Source organism: Pseudophaeobacter sp. C1-32P7 (genome assembly GCF_041008775.1).
GTDB lineage: Bacteria > Pseudomonadota > Alphaproteobacteria > Rhodobacterales > Rhodobacteraceae > Phycobacter > Phycobacter gallaeciensis_A.
Map to the genome: position 1 here is coordinate 111,915 of NZ_JAXGFR010000013.1, position 26,567 is coordinate 138,481.

24 protein-coding genes are annotated in these 26,567 nt (G+C 61.5%); 9 read left to right on the plus strand and 15 right to left on the minus strand.

The window, feature by feature from the left end; translation table 11 throughout:
* The first annotated feature begins 115 nt into the window (after window positions 1–115).
* Together SM763_RS17755 and SM763_RS17760 are read left to right on the plus strand one after the other, a co-directional pair.
* The gene (locus tag SM763_RS17755; RefSeq protein WP_368999344.1) at window positions 116–4,570 is read left to right on the plus strand and encodes a LamG-like jellyroll fold domain-containing protein; all 4,455 of its coding nucleotides are present in this window, start codon (window positions 116–118) and stop codon (window positions 4,568–4,570) included.
* 290 nt (window positions 4,571–4,860) lie between these two features.
* On the plus strand, window positions 4,861–5,715 hold the full coding sequence (locus SM763_RS17760) for a DMT family transporter (protein WP_368999345.1): 855 nt from the start codon (window positions 4,861–4,863) through the stop codon (window positions 5,713–5,715).
* Between the two features lie 24 nt (window positions 5,716–5,739).
* Here the strand turns inward: SM763_RS17760 and SM763_RS17765 are convergent, their stop codons facing one another.
* The 9 genes from SM763_RS17765 to cydD all read right to left on the minus strand — a co-directional run bounded on the left by SM763_RS17765 (window position 5,740) and on the right by cydD (window position 15,336).
* On the minus strand, window positions 5,740–6,099 hold the full coding sequence (locus tag SM763_RS17765) for a DUF5368 domain-containing protein (protein ID WP_274827529.1): 360 nt from the start codon (window positions 6,097–6,099) through the stop codon (window positions 5,740–5,742).
* 13 nt (window positions 6,100–6,112) lie between these two features.
* On the minus strand, window positions 6,113–7,429 hold the full coding sequence (locus tag SM763_RS17770; protein WP_368999346.1) for an NAD(P)/FAD-dependent oxidoreductase: 1,317 nt from the start codon (window positions 7,427–7,429) through the stop codon (window positions 6,113–6,115).
* Between the two features lie 64 nt (window positions 7,430–7,493).
* Window positions 7,494–7,931, minus strand: a complete 438-nt coding sequence (locus SM763_RS17775; protein ID WP_368999347.1) for a DsrE family protein — start codon at window positions 7,929–7,931, stop codon at window positions 7,494–7,496.
* A 20-nt stretch (window positions 7,932–7,951) separates the two neighbouring features.
* Window positions 7,952–8,938: an SLAC1 anion channel family protein gene (locus tag SM763_RS17780; RefSeq protein WP_368999348.1), complete on the minus strand. Its 987-nt coding sequence runs from the start codon at window positions 8,936–8,938 to the stop codon at window positions 7,952–7,954.
* Between the two features lie 80 nt (window positions 8,939–9,018).
* On the minus strand, window positions 9,019–9,156 hold the full coding sequence (gene cydX / locus SM763_RS17785; RefSeq protein ID WP_274827525.1) for a cytochrome bd-I oxidase subunit CydX: 138 nt from the start codon (window positions 9,154–9,156) through the stop codon (window positions 9,019–9,021).
* Between the two features lie 13 nt (window positions 9,157–9,169).
* A complete protein-coding gene (gene cydB, locus SM763_RS17790; RefSeq protein ID WP_368999349.1) occupies window positions 9,170–10,333 on the minus strand; it encodes a cytochrome d ubiquinol oxidase subunit II in 1,164 nt (387 codons plus the stop codon).
* A gap of 5 nt (window positions 10,334–10,338) precedes the next feature.
* Complete coding sequence (locus SM763_RS17795) at window positions 10,339–11,952, minus strand: cytochrome ubiquinol oxidase subunit I (protein WP_274834682.1); 1,614 nt, start codon at window positions 11,950–11,952, stop codon at window positions 10,339–10,341.
* Window positions 11,953–12,067: 115 nt separating this feature from the next.
* Window positions 12,068–13,714: an amino acid ABC transporter ATP-binding/permease protein gene (locus SM763_RS17800; protein ID WP_368999350.1), complete on the minus strand. Its 1,647-nt coding sequence runs from the start codon at window positions 13,712–13,714 to the stop codon at window positions 12,068–12,070.
* Window positions 13,702–15,336, minus strand: coding sequence for a thiol reductant ABC exporter subunit CydD (gene cydD, locus SM763_RS17805; RefSeq protein WP_368999351.1), 1,635 nt, complete (start codon window positions 15,334–15,336; stop codon window positions 13,702–13,704). Before cydD ends, SM763_RS17800 begins: the two co-directional genes overlap by 13 nt.
* 140 nt (window positions 15,337–15,476) lie before the next feature.
* Between cydD and SM763_RS17810 the strand changes: the two genes are divergently transcribed.
* A complete protein-coding gene (locus SM763_RS17810) occupies window positions 15,477–15,956 on the plus strand; it encodes an RrF2 family transcriptional regulator (protein ID WP_274839381.1) in 480 nt (159 codons plus the stop codon).
* Window positions 15,957–15,961: 5 nt separating this feature from the next.
* Here SM763_RS17810 and SM763_RS17815 read toward each other — a convergent pair whose 3' ends face one another.
* Window positions 15,962–16,834, minus strand: a complete 873-nt coding sequence (locus SM763_RS17815; protein ID WP_368999352.1) for an MBL fold metallo-hydrolase — start codon at window positions 16,832–16,834, stop codon at window positions 15,962–15,964.
* A gap of 94 nt (window positions 16,835–16,928) precedes the next feature.
* Window positions 16,929–17,573: a peroxiredoxin gene (locus SM763_RS17820; protein ID WP_368999353.1), complete on the minus strand. Its 645-nt coding sequence runs from the start codon at window positions 17,571–17,573 to the stop codon at window positions 16,929–16,931.
* Between the two features lie 103 nt (window positions 17,574–17,676).
* On the opposite strand from SM763_RS17820, the gene SM763_RS17825 reads away from it, so the two are divergent.
* On the plus strand, window positions 17,677–18,570 hold the full coding sequence (locus SM763_RS17825; RefSeq protein ID WP_368999354.1) for a hydrogen peroxide-inducible genes activator: 894 nt from the start codon (window positions 17,677–17,679) through the stop codon (window positions 18,568–18,570).
* 13 nt (window positions 18,571–18,583) lie between these two features.
* On the opposite strand, the gene SM763_RS17830 is transcribed toward SM763_RS17825, so the two are convergent.
* A complete protein-coding gene (locus tag SM763_RS17830; RefSeq protein WP_368999355.1) occupies window positions 18,584–19,807 on the minus strand; it encodes a M20 family metallo-hydrolase in 1,224 nt (407 codons plus the stop codon).
* Between the two features lie 92 nt (window positions 19,808–19,899).
* Between SM763_RS17830 and SM763_RS17835 the strand changes: the two genes are divergently transcribed.
* The 4 genes from SM763_RS17835 (at window position 19,900) to SM763_RS17850 (ending at window position 23,626) form a co-directional block, all read left to right on the plus strand.
* A complete protein-coding gene (locus SM763_RS17835) occupies window positions 19,900–20,661 on the plus strand; it encodes a FadR/GntR family transcriptional regulator (RefSeq protein WP_065272412.1) in 762 nt (253 codons plus the stop codon).
* A gap of 369 nt (window positions 20,662–21,030) precedes the next feature.
* Complete coding sequence (gene mobC / locus SM763_RS17840; protein ID WP_368999356.1) at window positions 21,031–21,459, plus strand: plasmid mobilization relaxosome protein MobC; 429 nt, start codon at window positions 21,031–21,033, stop codon at window positions 21,457–21,459.
* Window positions 21,456–23,255: a relaxase/mobilization nuclease domain-containing protein gene (locus tag SM763_RS17845; RefSeq protein ID WP_368999357.1), complete on the plus strand. Its 1,800-nt coding sequence runs from the start codon at window positions 21,456–21,458 to the stop codon at window positions 23,253–23,255. The genes mobC and SM763_RS17845 overlap by 4 nt, the downstream gene beginning before the upstream one ends.
* Before the next feature lie 191 nt (window positions 23,256–23,446).
* On the plus strand, window positions 23,447–23,626 hold the full coding sequence (locus tag SM763_RS17850) for a hypothetical protein (RefSeq protein ID WP_368999358.1): 180 nt from the start codon (window positions 23,447–23,449) through the stop codon (window positions 23,624–23,626).
* 56 nt (window positions 23,627–23,682) lie between these two features.
* On the opposite strand, the gene SM763_RS17855 is transcribed toward SM763_RS17850, so the two are convergent.
* Window positions 23,683–24,582, minus strand: coding sequence for an ArdC family protein (locus SM763_RS17855; RefSeq protein ID WP_368999359.1), 900 nt, complete (start codon window positions 24,580–24,582; stop codon window positions 23,683–23,685).
* Between the two features lie 403 nt (window positions 24,583–24,985).
* Here SM763_RS17855 and SM763_RS17860 point away from each other — a divergent pair, with 403 nt between their 5' ends.
* Window positions 24,986–25,612 carry a hypothetical protein gene (locus SM763_RS17860; RefSeq protein WP_368999360.1) on the plus strand — a complete coding sequence of 209 codons (627 nt, stop codon included), beginning with the start codon at window positions 24,986–24,988 and terminating at the stop codon, window positions 25,610–25,612.
* Here the strand turns inward: SM763_RS17860 and SM763_RS17865 are convergent.
* Both SM763_RS17865 and SM763_RS17870 read right to left on the minus strand, forming a co-directional pair.
* Window positions 25,594–26,469, minus strand: coding sequence for a hypothetical protein (locus SM763_RS17865; protein WP_368999361.1), 876 nt, complete (start codon window positions 26,467–26,469; stop codon window positions 25,594–25,596). The two genes, SM763_RS17860 and SM763_RS17865, sit on opposite strands and share 19 nt — an antisense overlap.
* A 6-nt stretch (window positions 26,470–26,475) precedes the next feature.
* Window positions 26,476–26,567 (minus strand): transposase domain-containing protein (locus SM763_RS17870; protein ID WP_490363289.1); only part of this gene is annotated, 92 nt, incomplete at its 5' end.

A 26,567-nucleotide genomic window follows, 5' to 3' on the forward strand; every position in this document is an offset into this window, starting at 1 on the left:
CGGACGCAATGAACCAACGCCACTTTGCCGCCACCTTTGGCGCGACATTGCCCGATAAACTTCTCCCCAACAGCAACCACAGAACATAGGCTAAAGCAAAAAGAGGACCCTGAGCATGGTCGCGAATACCCCGACTCCGGTTTTCACGAGAGAAGCCGACCGCATTTATTCCGGCGCGCAGGAAGACATCCTGAACATCCGCCATTCCGATGCCTATGAATCCCGCGCGGCGACGGTTTCGCTCAGTTTTTCTCTGGACCGGCTGCCGGGGGAAATGGCGCTGATCTCCAAGGATGGCAAAGGCGCCGGGAAAGGCGATTTCACCCTCTGGGTCAAGGATGGCACCCTGCAGCTCAGCCAGTCGGACGGGGCCGACACCGAATACCTGAAGGTGCCTGATCTCGTCCTGTCGGCGCAGACCAAATACCACATCTCCGTCAGCTTTGGCAGCGATGGGCTGATGATCTGGCTCAATGGCGCGCTGGTCGCGGCAGAACCGGAGTTCAAGCAGGGCCTGCAACTGAACGATCATTCGCTGGTGGTCGGCGGCAGCCGGGCCTGGCGCGAGGGGCAGGACGACGACGCCCATTCCCTGTTCAAGGGCACCATCGGCGATGTCATGATCTTTGATCGCCAGCTGGGTGCAGACAGCCAGTTAGCGCTGGCCGAAGCCGCCGGAGCCGAGCTGGCCATGGGCGCGCAGATGCAGGCCGCGATGGCGGATCTGGCGCCGGTCTTTGGCCAGTTGCACGGCGCCAGCGACACCTTCCTCGATATTCTGGCGGATTACGGCGTCAGCGCCCATGGTCACATGGAGAGCCATCTCAACATGATCAGCCGCAATGGCGGCGACAACCGCGTCGTCGGCACCGGCGGCGCCGATGGCATCAACGGCGGTGGTGGCAACGACCGCGTCAAGGGCAAGGGCGGCGCCGATGTGCTGCAGGGCGGCTATGGCAATGACCGCCTTTTGGGCGGCGGCGGCCATGACGTGCTGGATGGCGGCCACGGCGAGGACACGCTGAAAGGCGGCGGAGGCAACGATCTGCTGATCAGCCGCGCTGACGGGCGCGAAGGCGCCATCTATTATGACCCCGACCGCGACGAAGGCGATCCGCTGAACGAGTTGACCGATGGCAAGCTCTATCCCGATCAGCCAATCCCGGCCGATGACCTGCTGATCGGCGGGCGCGGCGCCGACATCTTCTACTTCCAGACGCTGATCAACGCCAAGGAACGCTACATCGAAAAGCACACCCGCGAAGATGGCACAATCAACTGGCACGGCGTTGCGGGCGAAAACGACAAGCTGCACGACCATTGGGTCGATATCCTAGGCAACGACGTGGTGCAGGATTTCAGCCGCGCCGAGGGCGACAGGCTGGTGATCGAAGGCCATACCACCCAGATCGCCTCGATCACCTATGGCGATGCTGATGGCAACGGGGTGATGGATCATTCGGTGATCGCGCTCTACTCGGATCAGGGCAACAACGGCGGCGCCCATAATGACGACCGGCTGGGTACCATCACCGTCTACGGCGATCTGGTGAAACGCTCTGATATCGAGCACACAGCCGCTCCGGCCTATGGCATCGTCAAATCCATCGACGATCTGGAAGAGGCGCTGGCCCCGCTGGACCCCGGCACCGACAGCGGCCGGATCCGTGTCCCCGGGTCCCGACTGCCCGATGCCGCCGGGCTCCCCCTATCCGAAACCCGCATGCCAGTACTTTCCATGCCCGGGACCCATGTTTTGAGCGGTGAAGAGGGCGATTACCTCAACGCGGGCCATCTGGACAGCCTTTCCTTACGCGCGGCGACGGTTTCGCTCAGTTTTTCACTGGACCGGCTGCCAGGGGAAATGGCGCTGATCTCGAAGGATGGCAAAGGCGCCGGGAAAGGCGATTTCACCCTCTGGGTCAAGGATGGCACCCTGGTGCTCAGCCAGTCGGACGGGGCCGACACCGAATACCTGAAGGTGCCTGATCTCGTTCTGTCGGCTCAGACCAAATACCACATCTCCGTCAGCTTTGGCAGCGACGGGTTGATGATCTGGCTCAATGGCGCGCTGGTCGCGGCAGAACCGGAGTTCAAGCAGGGCCTGAAACTGAACGATCATTCGCTGGTGGTCGGCGGCAGCCGGGCCTGGCGCGAGGGGCAGGACGACGACGCCCATTCCCTGTTCAAGGGCACTATCGGCGATGTCATGATCTTTGACCGCCAGCTGGGTGCAGACAGCCAGTTGGCGCTGGCCGAAGCCGCCGGAGCCGAGCTGGCCATGGGCGCGCAGATGCAGGCCGCGATGGCGGATCTGGCGCCGGTCTTTGGCCAGTTGCACGGCGCCAGCGACACCTTCCTCGATATTCTGGCGGATTACGGCGTCAGCGCTCATGGTCACATGGAGAGCCATCTCAACATGATCAGCCGCAATGGCGGCGACAACCGCGTTGCAGGCACCGGCGGCGGCGATGGCATCAACGGCGGTGGTGGCAACGACCGGGTCAAGGGCAAGGGCGGCGCCGATGTGCTGCAGGGCGGCTATGGCAATGACCGCCTTTTGGGCAGCGGCGGGCATGACGTGCTGGATGGCGGCCACGGCGAGGACACGCTGAAAGGCGGCAAGGGCAACGATCTGCTGATCAGCCGCGCCGACGGGCGCGAAGGCGCCATCTATTACGACCCCGACCGCGACGAAGGCGATCCGCTGAACGAGCTGACCGATGGCAAGCTCTATCCCGACCAGCCAATCCCGGCCGATGACCTGCTGATCGGCGGGCGCGGCGCCGACATCTTCTACTTCCAGACGCTGATCAACGCCAAGGAACGCTATATCGAAAAGCACACCCGCGAAGATGGCACCATCAACTGGCACGGCGTTGCGGGCGAAAACGACAAGCTGCACGACCATTGGGTCGATATCCTAGGCAACGACGTGGTGCAGGATTTCAGCCGCGCCGAGGGCGACAGGCTGGTGATCGAAGGGCACACCACTCAGATCGCCTCGATCACCTATGGCGATGCTGATGGCAACGGGGTGATGGACCATTCGGTGATCGCGCTCTACTCGGATCAGGGCAACAACGGCGGCGCCCATAATGACGACCGGCTGGGCACCATCACCGTCTACGGCGATCTGGTGAAACGCTCTGATATCGAGCATACAGCCGCTCCGGCCTATGGCATTGTCAAATCCATCGACGATCTGGAAGAGGCCCTGGCCCCGCTGGACCCCGGCACCGACAGCGGCCCGATCCGTGCGCCCGGATCCCAGCTGCCAGATGCCGCGGACCTTGGATATAAAACGGATGCATCAGCGGCATTCGCCGTGGCGGGCAGCCACGCGTTTTCCGCCGCGGACCGGTCGGCCTATGTATTCGACCACACGGACAGTCTCGCCTTGTCCCGCGGCACCATCGCCTTCCGGTTCTCCGCAAACAGCTTGTCGAGCTACCAGACACTGATCTCCAAGGATGCATCGGACTACGGTCAGGGCGGGCATCTCTCCGTCTATATAGACGCAACCGGCGAGTTGGTCGTGCGACTTCAGGACGAGGCGGAATCGCATTACCTTATCGCCAGCAACGCAATCACCGTCGGTGAGGAATATGATTTCAACCTCAGCTTTGGCGCGGACGGTCTTGAAGTCTACCTGGACGGTGCGCGCATCGCCTATGATCCGGAGATCCGCATAGACTGGAGCCAGAACACCGAAGCCCTGATTGCCGGGGCATCGGGCTGGAGCAACACAGCTGGCGAGACCGACAACCTCAACAGCTACTTTGACGGAACGATTGAAGATCTTGCGATCTATGACGAGGCCCTGACGGCGCAAGAACTGTTCGGTAACGCTCAGCGCGCGGACTACACCTATTTCGACGGCAGCATCGACCGGTTTGACTTTGGCCGAGGCGAGTCCGGCAGCGTCGTGGTCAGCCGCGGCAGCACTGAGGCAGAGCTGACCGGGGGAACCGGATTTGCCGCCTTTGATGGGCTGACGGTGCGTACGGCGGATATCCAGATCGGCTCGCGCAGCGATGATGAACTGCGCGGCGGTGACGGCGCCGATGTGCTAACTGGCAAAGGCGGCAACGACCGGTTGATCGGCATGGGCAACGACGATCTCATTCTGGGCGGGCGCGGCGATGACACTCTGTATGGCGGCGATGGGCGCGACACCCTTTTGGGTCAGGCGGGCAATGACAAGCTGCAGGGATCGGACGGTCAGGACGTGCTGCAGGGCGGTGATGGCCATGACACCCTTTTTGGCGAAGAAGGCAATGACCGGCTGTACGGCGGCCTTGGCGATGACACCATTTATGGCAGTGTCTGGAATGACGCCGGTTCGGACAACAAGGACCGGGCGATGTTCGACGGCAACTTCTCCGACTTCAGTTTCGAAAGCGGAACCTACTTTGATTCAAACCGGGGACAGGACGTCACTTGGTTGGCGGTCACGGATGCCGCCAATGGCGGCCGGGATGGATACTACGAAGGAAGTGATATGCTGATCGATATTGATCTCCTGGTCTTTGCCGACCAGACCGTCGCCTTCGACGATCTTCTGTAGACCGCACTTGCAGCGAACGGCCGGTCCCGGAGTGCACTTGCCGATATGCGCCTGACGGCGAACGGATCTGCGCACTCCGGCTTTGCATTGTCAGGGCTGATCATCCTATATGAGCACACAAGCGGCGTTGGCGCCGCTTGGATTTGCCTTTCCGGCCTTGCTTTCCGAAATGCATTTCTATCCTTACCCGTCTTAGAAGGCGCTGAAATATTGCTGAAAAACAATCGGTTCGCATGGTCCATGCCGCAGCGCCACGGTGACGCGACGGGGTTTTACACGAGGACCACCCGATGAGCCTGCAAAGCCGCGCCATTTTGCTGATGATCAGCGCGATCTTCTGTTTTTCGGTGATGGATGCCACAGTCAAGGCACTGGCGCCCAGCGTTGGCGTTCTTCCAGCGCTCTGGGCGCGCTATGCCGGGCAGATGCTGCTGGTGCTGGTGATCGTCATGCCCCGGCTGAAACAGGTGGTGCGCACCCGGTATCCAGCGCTGCAATTCCTGCGCTCTGTGCTGCTGATGAGCGCGACCGCCTTCTTTTTCACCGGCCTGAGCAAGATCCCCCTGACGGATGCTGCGGCGCTGATGTCCACCAATCCTGTGCTGATCACCCTTGGCGCGGCGCTGTTCCTGGGCGAGGCTTTGGGTGTGCGGCGCATCGCCGGGATCGCGGTGGCCATGATCGGCGCGATGATCGTCATTCGCCCCGGCAGCGATGTGTTCAGCCCTGCCGCGCTTTATCCGCTGGCGGCCGCGTGCTGCTATTCCGGCTATGCCCTGCTGACGCGCCGGGTCGGCGCCGATGAAGACGTCTGGACATCGCTGTTTTACACCGGGCTGGTCGGCACCGTTCTGCTGAGCCTTGCGGTGCCCTTTCAATGGCAATCCCCGGACCTGTTCGGGATCGGCCTGATGATCATCATCTCGCTGGCCGGGACCATCGGGCAACTGGCCCTCATTCAGGCGTTTTCCAAAGGCGAAGCAGCAATGCTGGCGCCGTTTTCCTATTCCGGGCTGGCCTTTGCTGCGGTGTGGGGCTTTGTGTTCTTTTCCGAAATCCCGGATTTCTGGACCATCTTCGGCAGTGTCATGATCGCCGGCGCCGGGCTTTATGTCTGGTATCGCGAGAATTACCGCAAACGCTGAGACACCCGGCGCCAGAGAGGAAGGCTATCTGCGCTCTGCCGCCGGGGGCCAGAGCAGTGACTGCACCGTGTAGACGAGGATCGCCGCACCAACGGCCCCGCCCGCAGCAACCCCCAGAAGCACGATCAGATCGACCGGCCCGCCGATATTGGCCAGTTCGGAATGCGTCATCACCAGCACGAACCACACCGCAAGCACCGCCCCCACCGGCATCGACAGCTGCGCCAGCAGGAACTTGTGCCAGCTGATCTTGCGATCCCGGATCAACACGTAAACGTATCCCAGCGTCACAACGGCCGCCAAGCCGACCATAGCCCAGAACAGGCCACGGCCAAAAATCTCTTCGAACACCGCAATCAGGGTTCCAACTGTCAGGTCTTTCATCGCCTCTTCCTCCTCAGGCCCGGCCACGCAGCATGGCGTTATAGGTGGCCTTCAACGCCACTTCCTTCATCAGCCAGCTGATCCACAGCTCCTCAAGCGGGGCGATGATCCCGGGGAAGGACGGCACAAGATTGTCGTTGTAATCAAACTCCACCAGCATGGCCCGGCCGATCTGGGTGATCATCGGGCAGGAAGTGTAGCCATTGTAGGTCTCGGTGGGGTCAGTGCCGGTGATGGCCGCGACAAGCCCGTCCTCGGCCACTGGCACCTGCCATTTCACGCTGGCGGCGGTCTTGCCCTTGGGAACGCCCGCCACATCACCCAGCGCCCAGATCTCGGGGTAGCGCAGGTGGCGCAGGCTCGCCATGTCGCATTCGACCCAGCCCTGATCGGTCCATTTGTCAGCCCAGCTCAGACCGGACTGGCGGACCACCTCAGGCGCGCGTTGCGGCGGGATGACATGGATATAGTCGTAGTCCAGTTCGACCGAACCATCCGGGGTCGAGAAGCGTGCCCGGCGCCGGTCGGCGTCGATGCCTAGCAACTGGTGCTGCATATGGCTGGTGATGCCGCGATCACCGAACAACATGCGCACCTTCTCGGCGACGATCGGCACCCCGAACAAAGAACCCTGCGGCGCTGCGTATCGCACGTCGATCTTGCCGCCGTTGCCCGCGCGCTTGGCGATATCGTCAATCAGGAAAGTATGTTTCAGCGGCGCGCCCGCGCATTTCATCTCGGTTTCGGGGCGGGTGAACAAGCCAACGCCGCCCTCCTCAGTGAACTTCGAGGCGGCCTGCCAGGTGCGCGCCGCATAGTCCGGCCCGGCATAAAGCGCGCCAATGCCATTTTGCCCGACCATATCGAGCGAGAAGCCTTCGATGGCGTCGTGATCCAGAACCAGCCCCGGGGCCACAACCAGGAAGTCATAGGCCAGCGACTGACCGCTCTCGGTGGCGACGGTCTTGGCCTCCGGGTCGATCGCGGCGGCTTTTTCCGGGATCAGGGTCACGCCATCCGGCAGCCAGTCGCCGGTCTGACTAAGCACGTAATCCGCAGGCTTCAGACCAGCGGCAACCAGTGTCAGGCCGGGCTGGTAAAGGTGCGCTACGCGCGGATCCAGAAGGGTGATCTCGGCGCCCTCAAGGCGGCGCACCAGCCGGTTGGCGAGCGCCGTGCCACCAGCGCCCGCGCCGATGATGACGATCCGTGCCTTCGTCGGCACCGGCGTGCTGGCGCTGGCCTGCGCCCCAAGCGCCGCAGCCACGCCCGCCGATGCCGCAAGACCAAAGAGTTGGCGGCGGGTGGGGTTCGTTATGGATTTCGTCATCATCTCTCCTCCGAAAGGGAACTGTGGGCCTGCGCGCCGGGTCCGCGCGCAGGCCGGGCGCTGGTCAATAACTGGCGATCCGCGCGCCCGGGGCGATCATGGCGCTGGCCATCGCCGGAGGTTTGGCAACACTCACGCCATCCAGCAGGACCGATGGGTCGGTGCCGCGTCCCGGCAGGTAGATCGCGCAGACCTCGACCTTGGCGCCGGGCATCGCGGCGATTTTCTGCATCAGGCCCTGCGGGCTCATGCCTTTGGGCGGCTGCGGGGCGGTGGCTGCATCCGGCGCGTCTTTCAGCGCAAGATCCCCGGCCGGGCCACAGAGCAGCACATGCTGCGCGACGCCCTGTTTGGCGGCCTGCATGGCCAGAACCATCGCCATCAGCTGGGTCTGCGGCTCGGGCGCGGTCAGGATCGTCACCAGCGTCTCGGGCTTGTCCTGCGCCACAGCAGGCGTGCAAAGGCCAAGGGCGCTGATCGCTGCAATTGCAAGTTTTTTCATGTCTGAAGTCCTTTCCCGGATCACTCAGGTTGACAGATTTCCCCACGCAGAACGGCGCGGACCGTGCGGTAGACCAGCCCACCGACGATGAGGCACAGAACGCCGACACCGACGTTTCCGGCCAGAGTATGCAGCGGGCTGGAGATCAAGGTTCCAAAGCGCAGCGTCGCGATTGTCAGTGCCGCAACCGGAAAGCTGAGCGCCCACCAGGACAGGGCAAAGGGCAGGCCGCGCAGCTTGGCCACCTGTGTCGCGGCCAGCGCCGTAAAGACCAACGCCGCGCCATAAAGGATCCGCGCGAAGGCATCGATCACGTCGCCATTCAGTTGCAACCAGGCAAGGAAGCCAACCGCGGGCGGGGCGATCAGGATGGCCAGGGTCGGCACCATGCGTCCGGGCAGCGGATCGTGGAACACCAGCCGGTTCATCACCAGCACCAGCAGCACGATCCAGAACACCAGCCCCGCCGAGAAGAACACCCAGGAGGTTTCCGGAAATCCCAGCTGCACACCCGCCACCGGCGCGACCACGTTGCCCACTGCCGGGATGAACCAGGCAGGCGAGATATGGATGGTCTGAAAGGCCCGGTGCCCGATCCAGTTCGACAGCACCGCCAGCGTCAGGATGCCCTGCCCCAGCGCGCCGATCAGCCAGACCAGCCGCGCCAAATCCTGTGACACCGGCTGCAGGGCGGTGGCGATCAGCAACAGGGAAATTGAAACAGCGGGAAAGAATGCCAGTTTCACCGGATGCCGCCATTCGGCCAGTATCGCCTGCGGATAGCGCATAGCCTTCAGCGCGTAGACCGCTGCCAGCACGGCAAAGACCAGAACCGTCGCGACCAGTGCCGTGCGGCTGATGGTTTGCATCCCCGCCGCATGCAGCGCAAGCGTCAGCCCCGACAGCCCCATGACGGCGGCGAAAAAGGGCACCGGAAAGTGCTGAAGCCTCGGCTCCGCAGCCGCAGGATCGGCTGGGGTTTCGGGTGTCTTGGGATCAGCGGTCATTACAGATCTCCGCAGAAGTTTGGGATCAGGTCCGGAGCCGGCAAGGCCGGATCCAGCTTGCTTTGCGTGTGGACGCAGGCTCAGCGCTTATGCTCTCCCACCGGGCACTCCCCCTCTTCCGCGAGGCAGGCATCGGTGCGCAGCTCCAGCCACATGGCGTTCAGGACGGCAAAGAGAGCAGCGAGCGGCAGGCCAAGAAGCCAGGCAAAATACCACATGATATCAACTCCTTCAGTATAGCGTGTCGGCGTTTTCGGTGACGTCTGCCTCGGTGACCTTGCCCCAGAGCACTTTGTAGACCCACGCGGTGTAGGCCAGGATCAGCGGCATGAAGATCGCGGTGACCACCAGCATGATGAACAGGGTCTGATGCGAGCTTGAGGCATCCCAGACGGTCAGCGAGCTGTTCGGGTCCACGGTCGAAGGCAGGATGAACGGGAACATGGTCAGACCGACCGACGCGACAATCCCGGTGATCGCCATCTTTGACCACAGAAGCGTCGAGACCTCGTGCCCCGCCTTCAGCCCGCGTATCGCCATGGCGATCCCGGCAAAGCCCATCAGTGGCGCAACCACGATCCAGGGCCGCGCGACATAGGCCGCAAGCCAGCTGCCTTCCCGGGTTACCTGCGAATACAGCGGATTGGACGGGCCGTTCGGCACCACATCGTTCACCAGCGCAAACCCGTCGATGCCAACCGCCAGCCACAATCCGGCAAGCACATAACCCCCTGCAGCCACCATTCCGGCCACGGTGCCGATGCGGCGGGCGCGTTCAGCGATCACGCCTTCGGTCTTGAGCGTCAGCCAGGCCGCGCCATGCATCAGCAGCATCGAAAACGACACCACACCGGCCAGCACCGCAAAGGGATGCAAGAGGCCCAGAAACTTGCCGTAGAAGCTGCCTTCGTACATCGGCATCAGGTCTGCGGTCAGGAAAAAGGGCACGCCAAGCAGCACATTGCCCACCGCCACGCCGAACAGCAGCGCCGGAACCGCGCCTCCGGCAAACAGCGCCCAATCCCAGCGCGTGCGCCATGTGGTGCTGTCGCGTTTGGAGCGATACTTGAACGCAACCGGACGCACGATGAGGGCCGCGAGCACCACAAACATCGCGAGATAAAAGCCCGAGAAGGACACCGCATAAAGTGGCGGCCATGCAGCAAAGATCGCGCCGCCGCCGAGGATGAACCACACTTGGTTCCCTTCCCAGACCGGACCCACCGTGTTGATCACCACGCGGCGTTCCACATCCGTCTTGGCGACAAAGGGCAACAGCGCGCCAACGCCCATGTCGAACCCGTCGGTCAGGGCAAATCCGATCAGCAGCACGCCCAGAAGCGCCCACCAGATGATCCGCAGCGTGTCAAAATCGATCAGTTCATGAAGGATCATAAGTCTTACTCCGCAGGGGTTGCAGGGGCGGCAGCATCACGGCCCGCACCGCGCAGGCGCGCTTCGTGCTGGTCCTGCCAGGCTTCGGTCTCGGCAACGTCCTGAAACGGGCCTTTGCGGATGTATTTCACCATCAAGCTGACCTCGATCACGAAGAGGATCGTGTAGAAGATGACGAAACCAGCGAGGGTGATCAGCAGATCCGCAACGCTCAGATGCGAGGCCGACAGGGCCGTCGGCAACACGCCATCCACCGTCCAGGGCTGGCGCCCGAACTCGGCCACGAACCAGCCAAGCTCGGCCGCGATCCACGGGGTCGGAATGATGGCAACAGCGGCATAAAGCGACCAGCGCGGGAAGCGCATGTTGCAGAAAGACGCCCGGTAGAAGAAGAAAGCCATTACGCCGATAAAGCTGAAGCCCAGCGCGACCATCAGGCGGAAGGCCCAGAACAGCGGCCCGACGCCCGGAATGGTATCCTCGGCCGCCATGGCGATCTGCTCTTCGGTGGCGTCACGCGGATCGTCCACATAGCGTTTCAGCAGGTAGGCAAACCCCAGATTGTCTGAGTTCTGCTCAAAGATGAACCGCGCCTCGGCCGGGACATTGCCCCGGTTTTCGCGGATGGTCATCAGCGCGTCATAGGCGATGACACCATGGCGGATACGGTCTTCAGCCTCAGCCACCAGATCGTTGATGCCGGGGATTTCCTTGGTCAGGCTGCGGGTGCCAATCAGACCCATCGCCCAGGGGATATGCACCGCGTAATGGGTCTCGCGGGCTTCCTTGTCGGGCAGGCCGAACAGCGTAAAGGGCGCAGGCGCCGGTTCGGTTTCCCACATCGCCTCGATCGCAGCGAGTTTCATTTTCTGGGTGTGACTGGCGGAATAGCCGGATTCATCGCCCAGCACGACCACCGACAGTGCCGCCGCCAGACCAAAGGACGAGGCCACTGCGATGGATCGCCGGGCCAGATCCTTGTGCCGGTTCTGGATCAGATAAAGCGCCGAAACCCCCAGAACAAAGACTGCGGCGGTGACATAGCCCGCGCTGACGGTATGCACGAATTTGGCCTGCGCCACTTCGTTGAACACCACATCAAAGAAAGAGGTCATCTCCATCCGCATGGTGTCGGGGTTGAACTCTGCGCCGACCGGATTCTGCATCCAGCCGTTGGCGATCAGGATCCACAGCGCCGAAAAGTTCGACCCGATGGCGACCAGCCAGGCCACCACCATGTGCTGTACCTTCGACAGCTTGTCCCAGCCAAAGAAGAACAACCCGACAAAGGTTGCCTCCATGAAGAAGGCCATCAGCCCCTCAATCGCCAGCGGCGCACCGAAGATGTCACCCACGTAGTGGCTGTAGTAGCTCCAGTTCATACCGAACTGGAATTCCATGGTGATGCCGGTGGCGACGCCAAGGACAAAGTTGATGCCGAACAGGGTGCCCCAGAACTTTGTCATCTGTCGCCAGATGGGGCGGTTTGTCATGACATAGACAGTCTCCATGATCGCCACGAGGATCGACAGACCCAGCGTCAGCGGCACGAAGAGAAAGTGATACATGGCCGTCATCGCAAACTGCAGGCGCGACAGCTCGACCAGTCCGATCTCCATGATGCGAATCCTTTCCATAGGTTTTCCGCATCAAAGATATGGATTTTCAAACTTCATATTCTATATTTGCAATATAACTTTGACGCAGATCAAATTTCCAATCTTAGATGCAGATTTAATTGCGAATAACCTCGACACAGCGGTCAGCGCCTTCCGTTTCTGCGCTGCGGTGCCCCGCGATCAGAAAAGCCGCATCGGGACAGGCGCGGCGCAGACCGGTCATCACGACGCGCGCGGTTGCGGCGTCCAGCCCTTCGGTCGGCTCATCTAGCAGCAGAAGGCACGGCCTGCGCAGAATCGCCCGGGCCAGAACCAGCCGCCGTGCCTCGCCGCCCGACAGACCCGCCCCGCGAAAGCCAAGCCGGGTGTCCAGCCCCTCGCGCTGCCGCAGGGTATGCGACAGCTGGGTCGCCTCCAGCGCCTGCCACAGCTCGGCGTCCAGGGCGTTCGGCGCAGCAAGCCGCAGGTTCTCGGCCACGCTGCCCGCGATCAAAGCATGGCGCTGCGGCACCAGGGCGATGCTTTGCGTGCGTGTTTCCAGCGGCAGCTGCGCCGGATCGAGGCCGCCGAACCGCACTGTCCCAGCCGAAGGTGTCAGCGCGCCTGCCGCCAGCAGCAAGGCGGTGCTTTTGCCGCTGCCGCTGGGGCCCTGCAGCACAACCGTTTCGCCGGGTGCGACCGTCAGGCTGAGCGGGGCAAAGATCATCCCGCCCTGCCCCCTTTTCAGCACTACAGCGTCGAAGGTGAGAGAGCCGGATGGAGCCGGGATAGATGCCTGACTGGATGCGAACTCGGTTTCGACGGAGGGCAGGATACGCCGCGCGGCCTGCGTCATGCGGCCAATCTCGGCCAGCGCGCGCCGCACCGGCGCTACCGTTTCGCCAAGGGCCAGCGCCGCGAAGATGGCAATCGCCGCTTCGGCGGCCGTGATGCTGCCCTGCTGCACCAGCGCCATGCCCATCCCGAGGGCCAGCGCCGTCATTGCCGCAGCAGTCAGATCCAGAAACGCTCCGGCGCGCCGCTCGGTCCTATCAAGCCGCGCGCGTGCTGCACCATGCCGCGAAAAGGCAGAAAGGACCGCATCGGTGGCGACGCCGATCTGGCCATATACGGTCAGATCATCGCGCCCGGCGATCAGATCGATCAACCGGCTGCGGCCTGCCTGCATCGCAGCCTCAGCCCGCCGCGCTGGTTTTGTCGCCAGTTTCTGCCCCAGCAGGAACACCCCCGTCGGCAGCAACAAGTAGCCGCCCCCGATGGTCAGCGCCAGCGCCGGGTGCACCAGCACCCATAGCAGCAGCGTGCTGAGCAGGATCACACTCCAACCAGCCAGCGCGGGTAGCATCAGCCGCAACAGCGCCCCATCCAGCGCATCCGTATCCGCCGTCACCCGGTTGAGGAAAGCATTGGCGCGCATTCGTTCCAGATGCCGGTGCGGGCTGTGCAGCAGCCCCGTCAGCAACCGAACCCGCAGCGCCGACAGCGCCCGAAGGGTCGCATCATGGGTCAGCACCCGCTCTCCGTAGCGGGCGGCGGTCCGCCCCAGCGCCAGAAGGCGCACCATCGCCGAGGGGGCAAAGACGTTGAACAGGATACCAATCCCAGCCATGCCCGCGGCCGCTGCAGCGGTGATGAACCAGCCCGACAGGCCCAGAAGCGCCACGCCCATTGCCAGCACCACCACAGACAGCAAAAGCCCCCGTAGCAGGCTGCGGCGTTCAGCGCGCAGGATGATCCGGAGCAGGTGCATCAGATCCCGCATGACGCCTCCTCCGACTTACCAAGTGCGATCTGCCGGTCCATACGCCCGGCCAGCGCCGGATCATGCGTGGCTATGATCAGCGTGCCGCCCGTCTGCGCAAAGCGCATCAACCCATCGGTGATGGCCTTTGCGGTTTCGGCGTCCAGATCCGCGGTTGGTTCATCCGCGATGATCAGCCCCGGTGCGCCCTGCATGGCACGCGCCAGCGTCACCCGCCGCGCCTCTCCGCCCGACAGACCCGCACCGCGCTCTCCAAGTAAAGACAGATCGCCCTTTGGCAGCGCCTTCAGCACCTGCTCCATCTGCGCTGCCTCCAAAAGGTCCGGCTCCAGCGGCGCGCCAAAGGCGATGTTGTAGCGCAGGCTGCGATTGAGGAAATGCGGCGCCTGAGGCATCCAGCCGAGCGACACCCGCCACGCCGCCGCGTTGCTGTCATCCAGCGGTTGCCCATCCAGAAGGACCGCGCCCTGATCCGGCTGCTCCAGCCCTGCCAACAGTCGCAAAAGGGTGGACTTGCCGCAGCCACTGGGACCGGTGAGAGCAACAGTCTCCCCCGGGGCGATGGAAAGGTCGGGATAGGCAATGCCGCGATGCAACACGCCCGACAGCCGCAGAACGGGCTGAGGGGGCAATGGCGCAACATCACCGCCCTGCCCCACTCGAACCGGGCGGTCTTCGGCGCGCCATCCGGCGATTTCATCCTGCACCGCCTCGGCTGCGGCACGATCATGCCAGGCCGCCGCAAGATCCCGCAGAGGCTGGAAAAATTCGGGCGCCAGCAGCAGAAGGTAGATCCCCGCCGCCGGAGACAGTTCCGTGCCCCAGGCGCCCCAGCCGAGTTCTCCCAGCAGTGAAAAGCCGACCCAGATCGCAACCATCGCCACGCCCAGCGCCGAAAACAGCTCCAGCACCGTGGAGGACAGGAAGGCGATCCGCAGCACGGACATCGTCCGCTCCCGCAGGTCTTCCGAGGCGCGGGCGAAGCCATCGACCATCTGCGGCCCGGCCCCGATCAGGCGCAGATCCGACAGTGCCGCCAGCCGGTCCACCAGCAGATCGCTGAGCTGACCAATCTCCACCATCTGCCGTTCGCTGGCCGATTTGGCCGCCCAGCCCACAAGCGCCATGAAGACCGGGATCAAAGGCCCGGCCAGCAGCAGGACCAGCGCCACCGCCCAGCTGTGCCAGACCGCGATGCCGAGGATCACCAGCGGCATCACCGCCGAACGCATCCGCGCCGGGCGATAGCGCATGAGATAGGGGCGCAGCGCCTCCAGTTTCTCCCCGGCCAGCGCAGCTAGCGCGCCCGGCCCGCCAAGGGCAGAGGGCTGTGTGCTTTGCGCCTCAACCGTCGCGATCTCCTGCCGCAGGACATCGATCCGCGCATCGGCAGCCTCGGCAAGGCAGCGATCCGACATGGCGGACAGCGCAGCCCGCAGCGCGGCCAGCGCGAAGAAACTCGTCGCCATGAGAACGGGTGACAGCACCGCAGGATCCGTCAGCAAAGCCGCCAGCGACCAAGCGATTACCGCAGCAGCGGCCAGCCATGTCAGCGATGCGGCAAGGCTCAGCAGTGTGCCAAGGCCCTCGCCCCGGATGGAAGAGGCAGTCTGCAATCTCACAGAGAACTCCGGATTAACCCGCATTTTGAATATGACTTTATCCAAGGTAACGGGATGGTGATTTGATCTGGCGCAAGACAAAATCCGAATGGCCGGTGTAACAAATATGCCAACCCAAGGGCCAAACACCAGGAGCGCCAATGAGACTGACAACCCGCACCAACCTGGCTGCGCGCATTCTGATGGCCTGTGCGACCAACGGGGACCGGCTGCTTCGAACCGCCGAGATCTCCGAATTGTGTAACTGTTCGACCAATCACGCCGCCCATGTGGTGCAGCGCCTGCATGCCGAGGGGTTCCTGACCACCCTACGCGGTCGCACCGGTGGCATTCGCCTTGCGCGCGAGGCCGACCAGATCTCCATCGGCACGATGTTCCGCCTGTTCGAGGCCGACATTCCCTTTGCCGAGTGTTTCGATGCCGAGCACAACAGCTGCCCCCTGACCGAGACCTGTCGCCTGCGCAGCTATCTGGAGCGCGCCCTGGGAGCGTTCTACCATGAACTCGACATGGTGACGCTGGAGGACCTGGTGCGCGGCAATTGCGGTCTTGCCAAGCTTCTGGCGATGCACCCGGCCCCGCCCGCACAATGCGGCGCGGAACTGGGCCAGGGCGGCTGAACACCTTAGCGAGGTTTGAACTGATCCAGCGGCAGTTTCAGGTAGGAATGGCCATTCCCTTCGGGCGCGGGCAGGCGCCCGCCGCGAATGTTGACCTGCAGCGCCGCCAGCATCAGCCGTGGCAACGGCAATGTGGCATCACGCGCATCCCGCAGGCTGCGATACTCCGCTTCGCCGGGGGCGTCCTTCAGATGGATATTCGCCGCCTTATGCTCGGCCACCGTGGCAACGCATTGCGCGGCGCGCCCTTTGGGGGCGTAATCGTGGCCGACAAAGACCCGGGTGTCATCGGGCAGCGCAAGGATATCCTGAATGCTGTCGAACAGCGCCTTTGAACTGCCGCCGGGAAAATCCGCGCGGGAGGTTCCGCTATCGGGCATCATCAGCGTGTCATGCACAAAGGCCGCGTCGCCTGCCACATAGGTAACCGAGGCCAGCGTGTGCCCCGGTGAGAACATCACCCGGACCGGCACCTCGCCGACATTAAAGGTCTCTCCATCGGTAAACAGGTGGTCCCACTGGCTGCCGTCAGTCGGGAAATCATCGGGCAGGTTATAGATTTCCTTCCACAGCTTCTGCACCCCGACGACCTTTTCCCCAATCGCGGTGGGCGCGCCGGTCCGGGCCTTCAGCCACTGCGCGGCGGAAAAGTGGTCGGCATGGGGATGCGTGTCGAGGATCCAAACCAGATCGATACCCGCAGCCTGCACGTAATCCAGCAGACGCTGAGCATTGGCAGAGCTGGTGGCACCAGACAGCGGATCGAAGTCCAGCACCGGGTCGATAATGGCGCCCTTCATGGTCGCCGGATCGTGGAACACATACTGCCAGCTTCCAGTGGGCTGATCCCAGAAGGCTTTCACAACAGGGTTTTGCATGGGAGTGTCTCCTAAGTCTTGGGATTTTCGGCGCGTAAGGGGCAGCCCGGCGGCATGTTCTGGCCGCCAGGCCGGATTTCACGTTCGAAGCCGATCAAAGGCTGCGGGTCGAGAAGTACCAATCGACCGTGTCATAGCCCTCTTCGATACGAGCCATGGCAGCATCGGGCGTCGCGGGCGTCGGCACGATCACCGGATCGCCGGGAGTCCAGTTCTCGGGCATGGCGCATTTATTCTCATCCGCGGTTTGCAGCGCCACCAACAAGCGGTGGATTTCGTCCACGGAGCGGCCCGCGGTCATCGGGTAATAGACCATCGCCCGCAGCACGCCCTCGGGGTCGATCAGGAAGGTGGCACGAACCGCAGCGGTGTCCGAGGCCCCCGGCTGGATCATGCCATAGGCCTGCGCCACTGCCATGTTGAGGTCGGCAATGATCGGAAACCCGATCTCAACGCCGAACTTTTCCTTGATGTTCAGCATCCAGGCGATGTGGCTGTAGTGGCTGTCGATCGAAAGGCCCAGCAGTTCGGTGTTCAACGCAGCGAACTCATCCTGCTTCTTGGCAAAGGCAATGAATTCGGTGGTGCAGACCGGCGTAAAATCCGCCGGGTGCGAGAACAGGATCAGCCATTTCCCACGATAATCCTCCAGCGTTTTCTGACCATGGGTGGTCAGCGCATCAAACGTCGGGGCAGCTTCATTGAGGCGAGGGCCTGTGGGTGCAATTTGGTCGGTCATCTGTCATCTCCTGAGCAGGTCGTTTCGATGATCTGAAGATGGGGTCTTGCCATATATTTGTGAAATTGAATATCTATTAGTTAGTTATAGAGAGGGTCTATAAATGTTCACCCTGCGCCAGCTTCGCTTTCTGATCGCACTCGCGGACGAGCTGAACTTTTCCCGCGCGGCCGAGATCTGTTTCGTGACCCAACCCACGCTAAGCGCGGGGATACAGGAGCTTGAGGCGCAATTGGGCGTGACCCTGTTCGAACGCACCCGGCGCAGCGTGATGCTGACCGAGGTCGGATCACAGATCGTCGCCCGCGCCCGTAGGCTGCTGGTAGATGCCGAGGACATCCGTGTGCTGGCGCAGGCGCACAGCAACCCGTTTGAAGGCGACCTGCGCCTTGGCGTCATTCCCACCATCGGCCCCTACCTGATCCCGCAGACCCTGCCGGACATCCGCAAGACCTTTCCAAAACTGCGGCTGTTCCTGCGCGAAGAGCTGACCGAAAGCCTGATCGACGGGCTGCACAGCGGGCGGCTGGACCTGATCCTGATCGCCCTGCCCTTTGAAACCGGGTCGCTGAGCATCGAGCCGCTGTTCGAGGATGGCTATCAGCTGGCGACACCACCGGGCAGCCCCGCAACGCCGGGCAAAGGGTCTGAGACCCTACTGACCTCCGGCCATCTGATGCTGCTGGAAAAGGGCCACTGTCTGCAACGCCACGCGCTGGAGGCCTATCCCGGGAAAATCTCGAACCAGCAAGATGATTTTGCCGCAACCAGCCTGCCGACGCTGATCGCGATGGTGTCCGAAGGGCTGGGGATCACGCTATTGCCCAACCTCGCGGTGGAGGCCGGTGTGGTCGCCAAGGGTCAGGTGCAACTCACCGATCTGCCCGATGCCTGTCCCCGGCAGATCGTTCTCGCCTGGCGGTCAGGGTCCGCCCGCGCCGAGGTGTTCCAGCGTCTGGGCGAGGTGCTGAGAGGGGATCGCCCCCGCCCGGAATAGGTTCCCCCGCTGATCACGCGCCAGTAGGCAAGGAGGTCAGAAAGGTCGAAACCGCCTCAATCGCGGCCGCCATGTCGGCGTCTGATACAAATTCCTCCGGCTTGTGGCTGACGCCATCCTTGCAGCGGAGAAACAGCATCGAGATCGGACACAGATCCGCCATGGCCGAGGCATCATGCGTTGCCCCCGACGGCAGCCGCGGCGCGGTGGGGCAGCCCTGTCGCGCCGCTGTTTCAAGCGCCGTCACCAGACCCGCGTCACAGGGCACTGCAGGCTGGTCATAGGTGCGCTGCATCGCAAAGCCCGCATTGCGTTTTTCGGCAATCCGCTGTCCCAGCGCCTGCGCGACCTCGGCGAATTCGGCCCGCGTTTCATCCTGCAGCGCCCGGATTTCCAGCGTCAGTTCAACATGACGCGGGATTGCATTCACAACATTCGGAAGCAGCGACAAGGCCCCCACTGTGGCGCGCAGGTCCACCACCTCATTGGCGGCATCAAAAACCTCGGTAATAAACTCCGAGGCCGCGACCAAGGCATCCCGGCGCCCTGCCATGGGCACCGTGCCCGCATGGCCAGTGTCACCGGTAAAGATCACCGTGTTGCGCTCGATCCCGCAGATGCCGGTGACAATGCCCAGCGCCACATCCGCGTCTTCCAGCACCGGCCCCTGTTCGATGTGAAGCTCCAGATACCCCAAGGTTGCCGCCGGATCGCGCCGCAGCGCCGCCACCCCGTCCGGATCGCCACCAAAATCCGCCAGCGCCTGCCGCAGCGACACCCCGCCCCGGTCGGTCATCTCCAGAACAGATGGATCAAAGGTACCCGCCAGAGCCCGTGGCCCCATCAGCGCCGTCGGAAACCGCACGCCTTCCTCATCCGCAAAGGCCAGAACCTCAACCGCGAAGGGCAGATCAGTGCCCTCCGCTGTCAGCTTTTCAACCGCAAGACATCCCAGAGCGACACCCATGATGCCATCGTAACGGCCACCGTTGCGTACCGAATCCTGATGCGAGCCGATCAGAAAGGTCGGCGCCCCGGCGGGCCCTTCCTTGCGTCCGATCAGGGTTCCTGCGGCATCCCAGCGCACCGCCATCCCGGCAGCATCCATCCAGGCGCGGATAATCTTGGCCGCCTCACCATGTTCGGTGGTAAACGGAAACCGCGTAACGCCTTCGGAATCGACGCTGCACTGCGCAATCTCTGCCAAACGGTTCTGCGCGATCTGACCCCAGTCCATCCCGGCCTCCATATTTATAATGATAAATTAGGCACTACACATGGCGCCCTATGAAGTCTATATTTTTATAATGATAAAAACAGAGGTTCCGAATGGACGGCAGCAACACGCCCCCCACAAAACCCAAGAAATCCCGCCCCGTCCGGGTCGCGGAAGAGATCAAGCAGTGGGTGGTCGAGCGTGACCTGAAAAAGGGCGACAAGCTGCCCAACGAAAGCGCCATGATCGAGGAATTCGGCGTTTCCAAGGGCACCGTGCGCGAGGCGCTGCGAATCCTTGAGGCGCAGGGCCTGATCGTGACCAAGACCGGCCCCGGTGGTGGCAGCATGGTTGGCGAGGTTTCTGCCGAACGCGCCCGGTCTCTCTTGGCGAATTATTTCTACTTTCAGGACCTGTCGGTGGCGGACATCTATCAGATGCGCCGGGCGCTGGAGCCGGAACTTGCCGCCAGCCTGGCCGGAAAGCTGAGCGAGGCACAACTGGCAGAACTGCAGGAGCTTGCCGAACGCTATCCCGAGCCGGCCAAATCTTCGGAAGAAGAGAAAGAGCAGCATATCGCCTCTCTCATCTTCCATGCGCGGCTGTCCGATTTTGCCAACAACAGGCTTCTGGGCTTTGTCATCGGTTTCATGGCGCAGATCCTGACCGATCTGACGGTGTATCGCGGCCTTTACGATCCGCCGAATGTGGAACTTTGGCGCAAGGGACGCAAACACCAGCTGCAACTGGTCGAGGCGCTGCGCAGCTGCGATGCAGACCGTGCGCGCGAGATCATGGCCTCGCACATGCAGGTGGCCGAGGACCTGATGCGCGGCCAGGAGGCCCATCTGATGCGCCGCTTTATCGGGGAGTGAGGCGGCGCTTCCGGGGCGTGAATCGATCTCTGCCCCCGGATGTTTTGTGGTGGCCAGCCAATGGCCGCACCATTTTGGCAGGCATGCGGGAATCAGACGCAGAGGCACGAAACAGCCTGCAGGGAATCGACCGGATTACCGCAATTCGAATCGCAGTCTGCATAACGGATAGTCACGAAACCCGCGCAAATTGGGCCAGCCCATATGGCAAAACCATAAGACCGACATGGCGGGCTATTTACGGGATATATCGTCGGGAAAGTTTACTGGTGCAGTTACAGAGAGATAGTTTGAACTCTCTGTTTGACGTCCTTCTCGAATGGGAAACCCATCTCGCACAGCATGATCAAAGCGATCTGAGGTGCGACGATGAGCACATCAGACAATAGTTTCAATGCGATAGCGGGAAAGCAGGTTAAGAAGAAGCCTGCGCCGTTCTCCTTACGCCTGACTTTCGAGGAAAGAAGCCGCCTGGAAGAGCTAGCGGGCGATGAACCGCTGGGCAGCTACATCAAGCGCAAGCTCTTCGATGGGCATGGTGCGTCGCACAAACGCGCCCGTTCGAAGCTAAGACGCCCGATCAAGGACGATGCCAGCCTAGCAAAGCTTTTGGCGCTGCTAGGCAGTACTCGCATCGCCAACAACCTCAATCAGCTCGCCAAGGCCGTCAACCTGGGCTCGCTCCCCGTTGTCGCAGAAACCGAACGCGACATCCGGCAGGCCTGCGCTGACATTGCTGCGATGCGCCAAGACCTGCTGCGCGCTCTCGGGCAGCGGAGCGATGCGGGGTCGCCATGATCCTCAAAGGCTCTCAGCGTGGCGGTGCCAAGCAGCTTGGGCTTCATCTCCTAAAGACCGTCGAAAACGAGCATGTCGAAATCCACGATGTCAGAGGCTTCATGACCGAGGACGTCGTCGGGGCGCTCCGCGAAGCCGAAGCGGTCTCGAAAGGCACGAAGTGCAAGCAGTTCCTGTTCTCGGTTTCACTCAACCCCCCGGAACGCGAATCGGTACGCATCGACACGTTCGAGGATGCCATCGCCAAGATCGAAGAGAAACACGGTCTGACTGACCAGCCGCGCGTCATCGTCTTCCATGAAAAGGAAGGGCGGCGGCATTGTCATGCTATTTGGAGCCGGATCGATGCCGAAAACATGACGGCCAAACCGCTGCCGTTTTTCAAAAACAAGCTTATGGAAGTTTCAAAGCAACTCTATTTGGAACATGGCTGGCAGATGCCGAAGGGGTTGGCCAACCCGAAGGACCGCGACCCGAAAAACTTCAGCCTCGCGGAGTGGCAACAGGCCAAGCGGATCGGGCGGCACGCGGGAGACTTCAAAGGCGATATTCAAGAAGCCTGGGCGATCTCAGACAGCCGCCAAAGCTTCTCGCACGCGTTGGAAGAGCGTGGGCTGTATCTGGCACGCGGAGACCGGCGCGGTCATGTCGCTGTGACGTTCGAAGGCGAGGTAATCTCGATTCCGCGCGCCGTAGGGAAGGCGTCGAAAGACATCACATCCCGTCTGGGAAAACCGCAGGCACTGAACAGCGTTGAAGAAGCGCGACAGCGCATTGCTAAAGACATCCTTCCGAAGCTCGCCTCTCATGTGGCGAAAGCTCGGGCGGACGCCAACGAGGAGAAATCCGCGATTGAGGCGCGACGCCAGGAGATGCAGACCAAACATCAGGCTGAACGTGCCAAGCTCGATGCAGGGCAAAAGGCCCGCGCCGATGCCGAAGCACTGGCACGTTCAACACGTTACCGGAAAGGCTTGCGCGGCCTACTGGATCGCGTGACCGGCAAGCGCGCAGCCCTCGAAAAGCAGAATGAGGTGGAAGCCATTTGGGCGCTCCAACGAGACCGCGAACAACGCCACGCTCTTGTCGTCGCGCAGCTTGAGGACCGGCAGAGATTGCAGGCGGATATCAGAGCGGCACGGACCCGCCACGCGGAGGTTCTGCGGGAACTCCATCACGACCGGACGAATTACCGGATGATGAAGCAAGGGCTGGAACCGTTGGCGAGGCGCGCCTTCTCTCCTCTCAAGCGCGTCATTGATGCCGCTGCGAAGGTCGAGCTGTCCGCAAAGCCCGTGACCGATCTCGGCAGGCAAAAAACCCGCGCGCTTTCCAAAGCGTTCGAGTCCGGTCAGAGAGAACGCGCAACGCCGACGCCGGTGCATACAGCGCGCGAAACAGCGCGAATTCAGCCCGCTGACAAGACAGCTCGGACATCATTGCCGCAGCAATCATCCGAAAGAAAAAATCCGAAAAACGAACAGTCCCGGCAGTCTGAACAAGCCGCCGCTCGCAAGCCCTCTCAGTTACAGTCTTCAAGATCGACAAACCTTGAAAAAGAGCGTCCATCGACCCGGTCCGCAAGGCAGGCCTACAAAGATGTGCACGACAAAGTATCGGTTGAACGGGTGATGACCGCACAAGAACGGCTCGAAATGCTGCGAAAAGAACAGCAGCAAAAACCATCTGTGCAAGTGCGCCAGAGCGGGCGGGGCATCGTGTCTCCGCAAGACCGCCTAAAACGATTACGAGAAGGCCAATCTCGCAAACCGCGTGGGCCCGAACTCGACAGATAAAGGGCACGCTACTTCCCAAGAACGTGAATTGTTCAGTCCAGCGGGAAATTGCTGCACCAATCCGCTGCCTTCCTTCCTGTGTTTCCTCACTGCCACGACAAGCAGACCAACCAAACTATCAAGGGCCTTGATGGGTGTGTGGGCCGAAAGGCCCTGAGTGGTTTGGGGCCTCCCTGACGATGGAGGATCACATGAAACTCGTCACTCGATTTGAAGCAGCATCCCGCAGCACTGATCAATTGCACGGTCTCTTCAGGGAAGCTTTCAATGCTTTTTCTGTTGCGTCGCGCGGTTCGCAAGAGCGTCAAGATGCTCTGGCGTCCCTCGAAAATATCGAGGCTGAACTGGCAGCGCGTATGCCTGGCCTCTAGACCTCGTGCGGTGGGCCGACAGGCCCACCGCAATTTTATTTTGCTGATTGGAGCGGCTATGCCGCCGCTCCTGCTTCTTTTTCTTCGGTCTGAAACCCATGCAGGAAATCTGCTGCACGCTGCGCGTGAGCAGCGGCGCTGAAAATCGCGCGCTTGTCGTCTTTCAAGACCTTCAACCAGCTTTGAATGTATGCTGCATGGTCGGTGCCGCGCTCAGGAGTTAGGGCCAGATCGGCGCAAAGAAATGCTGCGCCAAGTTCGGCAACCAGTTCCTCGCGCGCATAGCCTTCATCGCCCCATTTCTTGCGTCCAAAGTCACGATCAAGGCGGCTCTTGTGTTTAGTCCAATGGGTCAGCTCGTGCGCAAGCGTGGCATAGTAGGCCTCGGGACTACGGAAGCTCTCAAAATGCGGCATCTGCACATGATCCGTCCCGCCGCTGTAATGAGCGCTGTTCCCGCCGTTGCGAATGTCTGCCCGCGTGGCTGCAAAGAATTGGTCCGCATGCTCGATCCGCTGGGCGGGAGCGATGATCGGTTCGGGCTTGATATAGAAATACTCCGGCAGCCCTTCGATCTGCTCGACGTTGAACACGCTATAGCCCTTCATGAACGGGATTTTGCGCTCTTCCTCGCTGCCGTCGTCCTGCTCTTCTGTCTTGGTGATGGTGTTCGCATAGACGACTAGGTTGCCGCGCTCGCCCTTGCGGACGTGTGCGCCGTATTCCTTGGCTTGGCGGTAGGTCATCCAAAACGGCGAGAGATAGCCGCCTTCCATCGCCGCGCCCCACAGCATCAGCACGTTGATTCCGCTGTAGGCCAGCCCGTTATGGCGCAACGGTTTGATGATCCGTCCGTCCATGTTTCCGGCGGACCACGGCTTGAGCCATGTCAGCTCGCCTAGCTCCAGATCGGCAATAATCTTATCTGTCACTTTCTGATAAATATCTTGTTTCATTGGCCTTTTCTCCTTTTAAAGCCGGTTGCGCATGCAACCGGACTAGGCCCGCGCCAATGAGCGGGGGGAGACCGTCAGGACCGCAGACAGCGGAGGGGGATCACCTGTCCTGCACAAGCCGGAGGCGCGGAAGGATGGGGAGGCCGCTGGCTGCGCCCGCAGCAAATGCGGAGGGCTTGGTCTTGACGGAGGACGGGGCCGCAGGCCCCCAACAGAAGAAAAGAACGTCAGCCTGTCAGGGCTGACCGAAGACGCGCAAGGGATGGAAGCCGAATGGCCGAGACCGCCAACGGCAGGCTCGGTTCACGACAGCCCGATCCGAAGGATGCGCCTTCAATGTTGAACACTTATAGGGAAAGCTGATCTTATAGCTGTAGGTCAACTAACGAACAAAGAGTTACAAATGGTGGAAAATACAATGAATAAGCCAAAGGTCGGCATACTGGCCTACGGCTCTCTGATTTCCGACCCCAGAGCAGAGATTGAGAGCAATAGGACCGACACCATCCATGGCATCATGACCCCCTTTCACATCGAGTTTGCGCGCAGCAGCAATGGTCGTGGCGGCGCACCGACCCTCGTTCCTGTCACAACTGGCGGCGCCCACGTCAGAGGCCAAGTTTTCGTTATGGACGCTTCAGAATCTGATGCGGCCGATATCCTCTATCGCCGTGAAATCGGAAAGGTTGGTGATATGACGCGAACCTATACGCGTCCTGACCCTGTGACAGACAGGACTGTTTTGGTCGAGCGCCTAACCAGCTTCGCAGGGCTGGATGTCGTCCTCTATACGCAGATTGCCGCGACTATAATCCCTTTGACGGCGAAACGCCTTGCCGAACTTGCAATCGCGAGTGTTCCCAAGGCAGACCCTGATCGGGATGGCATCAGCTACCTAATCGCAGCAAAACAGCACGGTATCGCTACCGCGCTGTCGCCAGCTTATGAAGCTGAAATCCTGAAAGAGACCGAGTGCAACACGCTAGAAGAAGCGCTCGCAAAAATTCAGGATCAGTCGCAATCGCGATGAATGACACCGTGCTCATCGTAAGCGTCTAACAACATCTGAACATAGTCCCGCGTGCTGTTCGTCACATGCCCTAAATCGGGCCAGGCAAAGGGAAAGGTCATGCAGGTTATGTTCAGCTCCAGCTCCGCGCCGAGCAATTTTGCAACGGCGATTGCGGCTTCGGGGTCCTTGGCCTCAGGCCATAGGTTTTCATCCAGAACTATGCAGGCACCCCCGTCATCATCGACATAAATCTCGGCGAGTTGAGCACCGATCCGCTCTGCGGGTGTCGCAGCGTCCTCAAGTAGCGCTGTGCGCAACAGCAATGAGATATTGTCCTCACCCAATGTCAGTGATGGCCTTGAATGCACTACTTCAATTTTGGGTTCGGGCCGTTGCCGTGACGGTGGGCACTCAACCGGCTTCGGCTCCGTATCAGTGCCGTCGAGCCAAACTGGCGCTGAAGAGATGTCGATGGGCGTTGCGCCGCAGCCAAGGCAGTGCCAGAGGTTTTCCGCAAGCTGAGCGCCGGTGATTTTGCCATCGCAGTGTATGCAATACCACTCGGCGGACTTCTCCCCGAACAGAGGATGAACCACGAGACCATCAGCATCGGGTTTGGTAGAGCGCCTCGGCCAGTCCGAAGAAATTCCTGCACGTACCTTGGCCGCTTCTTCATCTGCTATCACGAGCGCCTCCTTTAGAAAGCCGCCATCGCGCACAGGGCTGCTATCAGCATAAGGCTTCTCAATTTCGACCACAGGCTGGGAGAACTGCGCTTCACCCACCAGGATGCGCCATCCGTCACCTTCCATGCGGATGTCACCAAAGGCTTCAAAGACCCGATAGGCTTGTTGTAAGCGCTGTCGCCACCCCACGCCTGTTCAGCTTGACGGGGTGAAGTTCCAAGGTAGCAGCTCGTCGATCCTTCTGGCCGGGTGACCGGCGGCGATGGCTTCCAGGGTCGCCTTCAAAT

Excerpts from the sequence above, each read along its gene's own strand:
- SM763_RS17755 (WP_368999344.1), top strand. The coding sequence starts at position 116 with ATGGTCGCGAATACCCCGACTCCGGTTTTCACGAGAGAAGCCGACCGC.
- SM763_RS17760 (WP_368999345.1), top strand. The coding sequence starts at position 4,861 with ATGAGCCTGCAAAGCCGCGCCATTTTGCTGATGATCAGCGCGATCTTC.
- SM763_RS17765 (WP_274827529.1), bottom strand. The coding sequence starts at position 6,099 with ATGAAAGACCTGACAGTTGGAACCCTGATTGCGGTGTTCGAAGAGATT.
- SM763_RS17770 (WP_368999346.1), bottom strand. The coding sequence starts at position 7,429 with ATGACGAAATCCATAACGAACCCCACCCGCCGCCAACTCTTTGGTCTT.
- SM763_RS17775 (WP_368999347.1), bottom strand. The coding sequence starts at position 7,931 with ATGAAAAAACTTGCAATTGCAGCGATCAGCGCCCTTGGCCTTTGCACG.
- SM763_RS17780 (WP_368999348.1), bottom strand. The coding sequence starts at position 8,938 with ATGACCGCTGATCCCAAGACACCCGAAACCCCAGCCGATCCTGCGGCT.
- cydX (WP_274827525.1), bottom strand. The coding sequence starts at position 9,156 with ATGTGGTATTTTGCCTGGCTTCTTGGCCTGCCGCTCGCTGCTCTCTTT.
- cydB (WP_368999349.1), bottom strand. The coding sequence starts at position 10,333 with ATGATCCTTCATGAACTGATCGATTTTGACACGCTGCGGATCATCTGG.
- SM763_RS17795 (WP_274834682.1), bottom strand. The coding sequence starts at position 11,952 with ATGGAGATCGGACTGGTCGAGCTGTCGCGCCTGCAGTTTGCGATGACG.
- SM763_RS17800 (WP_368999350.1), bottom strand. The coding sequence starts at position 13,714 with ATGCGGGATCTGATGCACCTGCTCCGGATCATCCTGCGCGCTGAACGC.
- SM763_RS17810 (WP_274839381.1), top strand. The coding sequence starts at position 15,477 with ATGAGACTGACAACCCGCACCAACCTGGCTGCGCGCATTCTGATGGCC.
- SM763_RS17815 (WP_368999352.1), bottom strand. The coding sequence starts at position 16,834 with ATGCAAAACCCTGTTGTGAAAGCCTTCTGGGATCAGCCCACTGGAAGC.
- SM763_RS17820 (WP_368999353.1), bottom strand. The coding sequence starts at position 17,573 with ATGACCGACCAAATTGCACCCACAGGCCCTCGCCTCAATGAAGCTGCC.
- SM763_RS17825 (WP_368999354.1), top strand. The coding sequence starts at position 17,677 with ATGTTCACCCTGCGCCAGCTTCGCTTTCTGATCGCACTCGCGGACGAG.
- SM763_RS17830 (WP_368999355.1), bottom strand. The coding sequence starts at position 19,807 with ATGGACTGGGGTCAGATCGCGCAGAACCGTTTGGCAGAGATTGCGCAG.
- SM763_RS17835 (WP_065272412.1), top strand. The coding sequence starts at position 19,900 with ATGGACGGCAGCAACACGCCCCCCACAAAACCCAAGAAATCCCGCCCC.
- mobC (WP_368999356.1), top strand. The coding sequence starts at position 21,031 with ATGAGCACATCAGACAATAGTTTCAATGCGATAGCGGGAAAGCAGGTT.
- SM763_RS17845 (WP_368999357.1), top strand. The coding sequence starts at position 21,456 with ATGATCCTCAAAGGCTCTCAGCGTGGCGGTGCCAAGCAGCTTGGGCTT.
- SM763_RS17850 (WP_368999358.1), top strand. The coding sequence starts at position 23,447 with ATGAAACTCGTCACTCGATTTGAAGCAGCATCCCGCAGCACTGATCAA.
- SM763_RS17855 (WP_368999359.1), bottom strand. The coding sequence starts at position 24,582 with ATGAAACAAGATATTTATCAGAAAGTGACAGATAAGATTATTGCCGAT.
- SM763_RS17860 (WP_368999360.1), top strand. The coding sequence starts at position 24,986 with ATGGTGGAAAATACAATGAATAAGCCAAAGGTCGGCATACTGGCCTAC.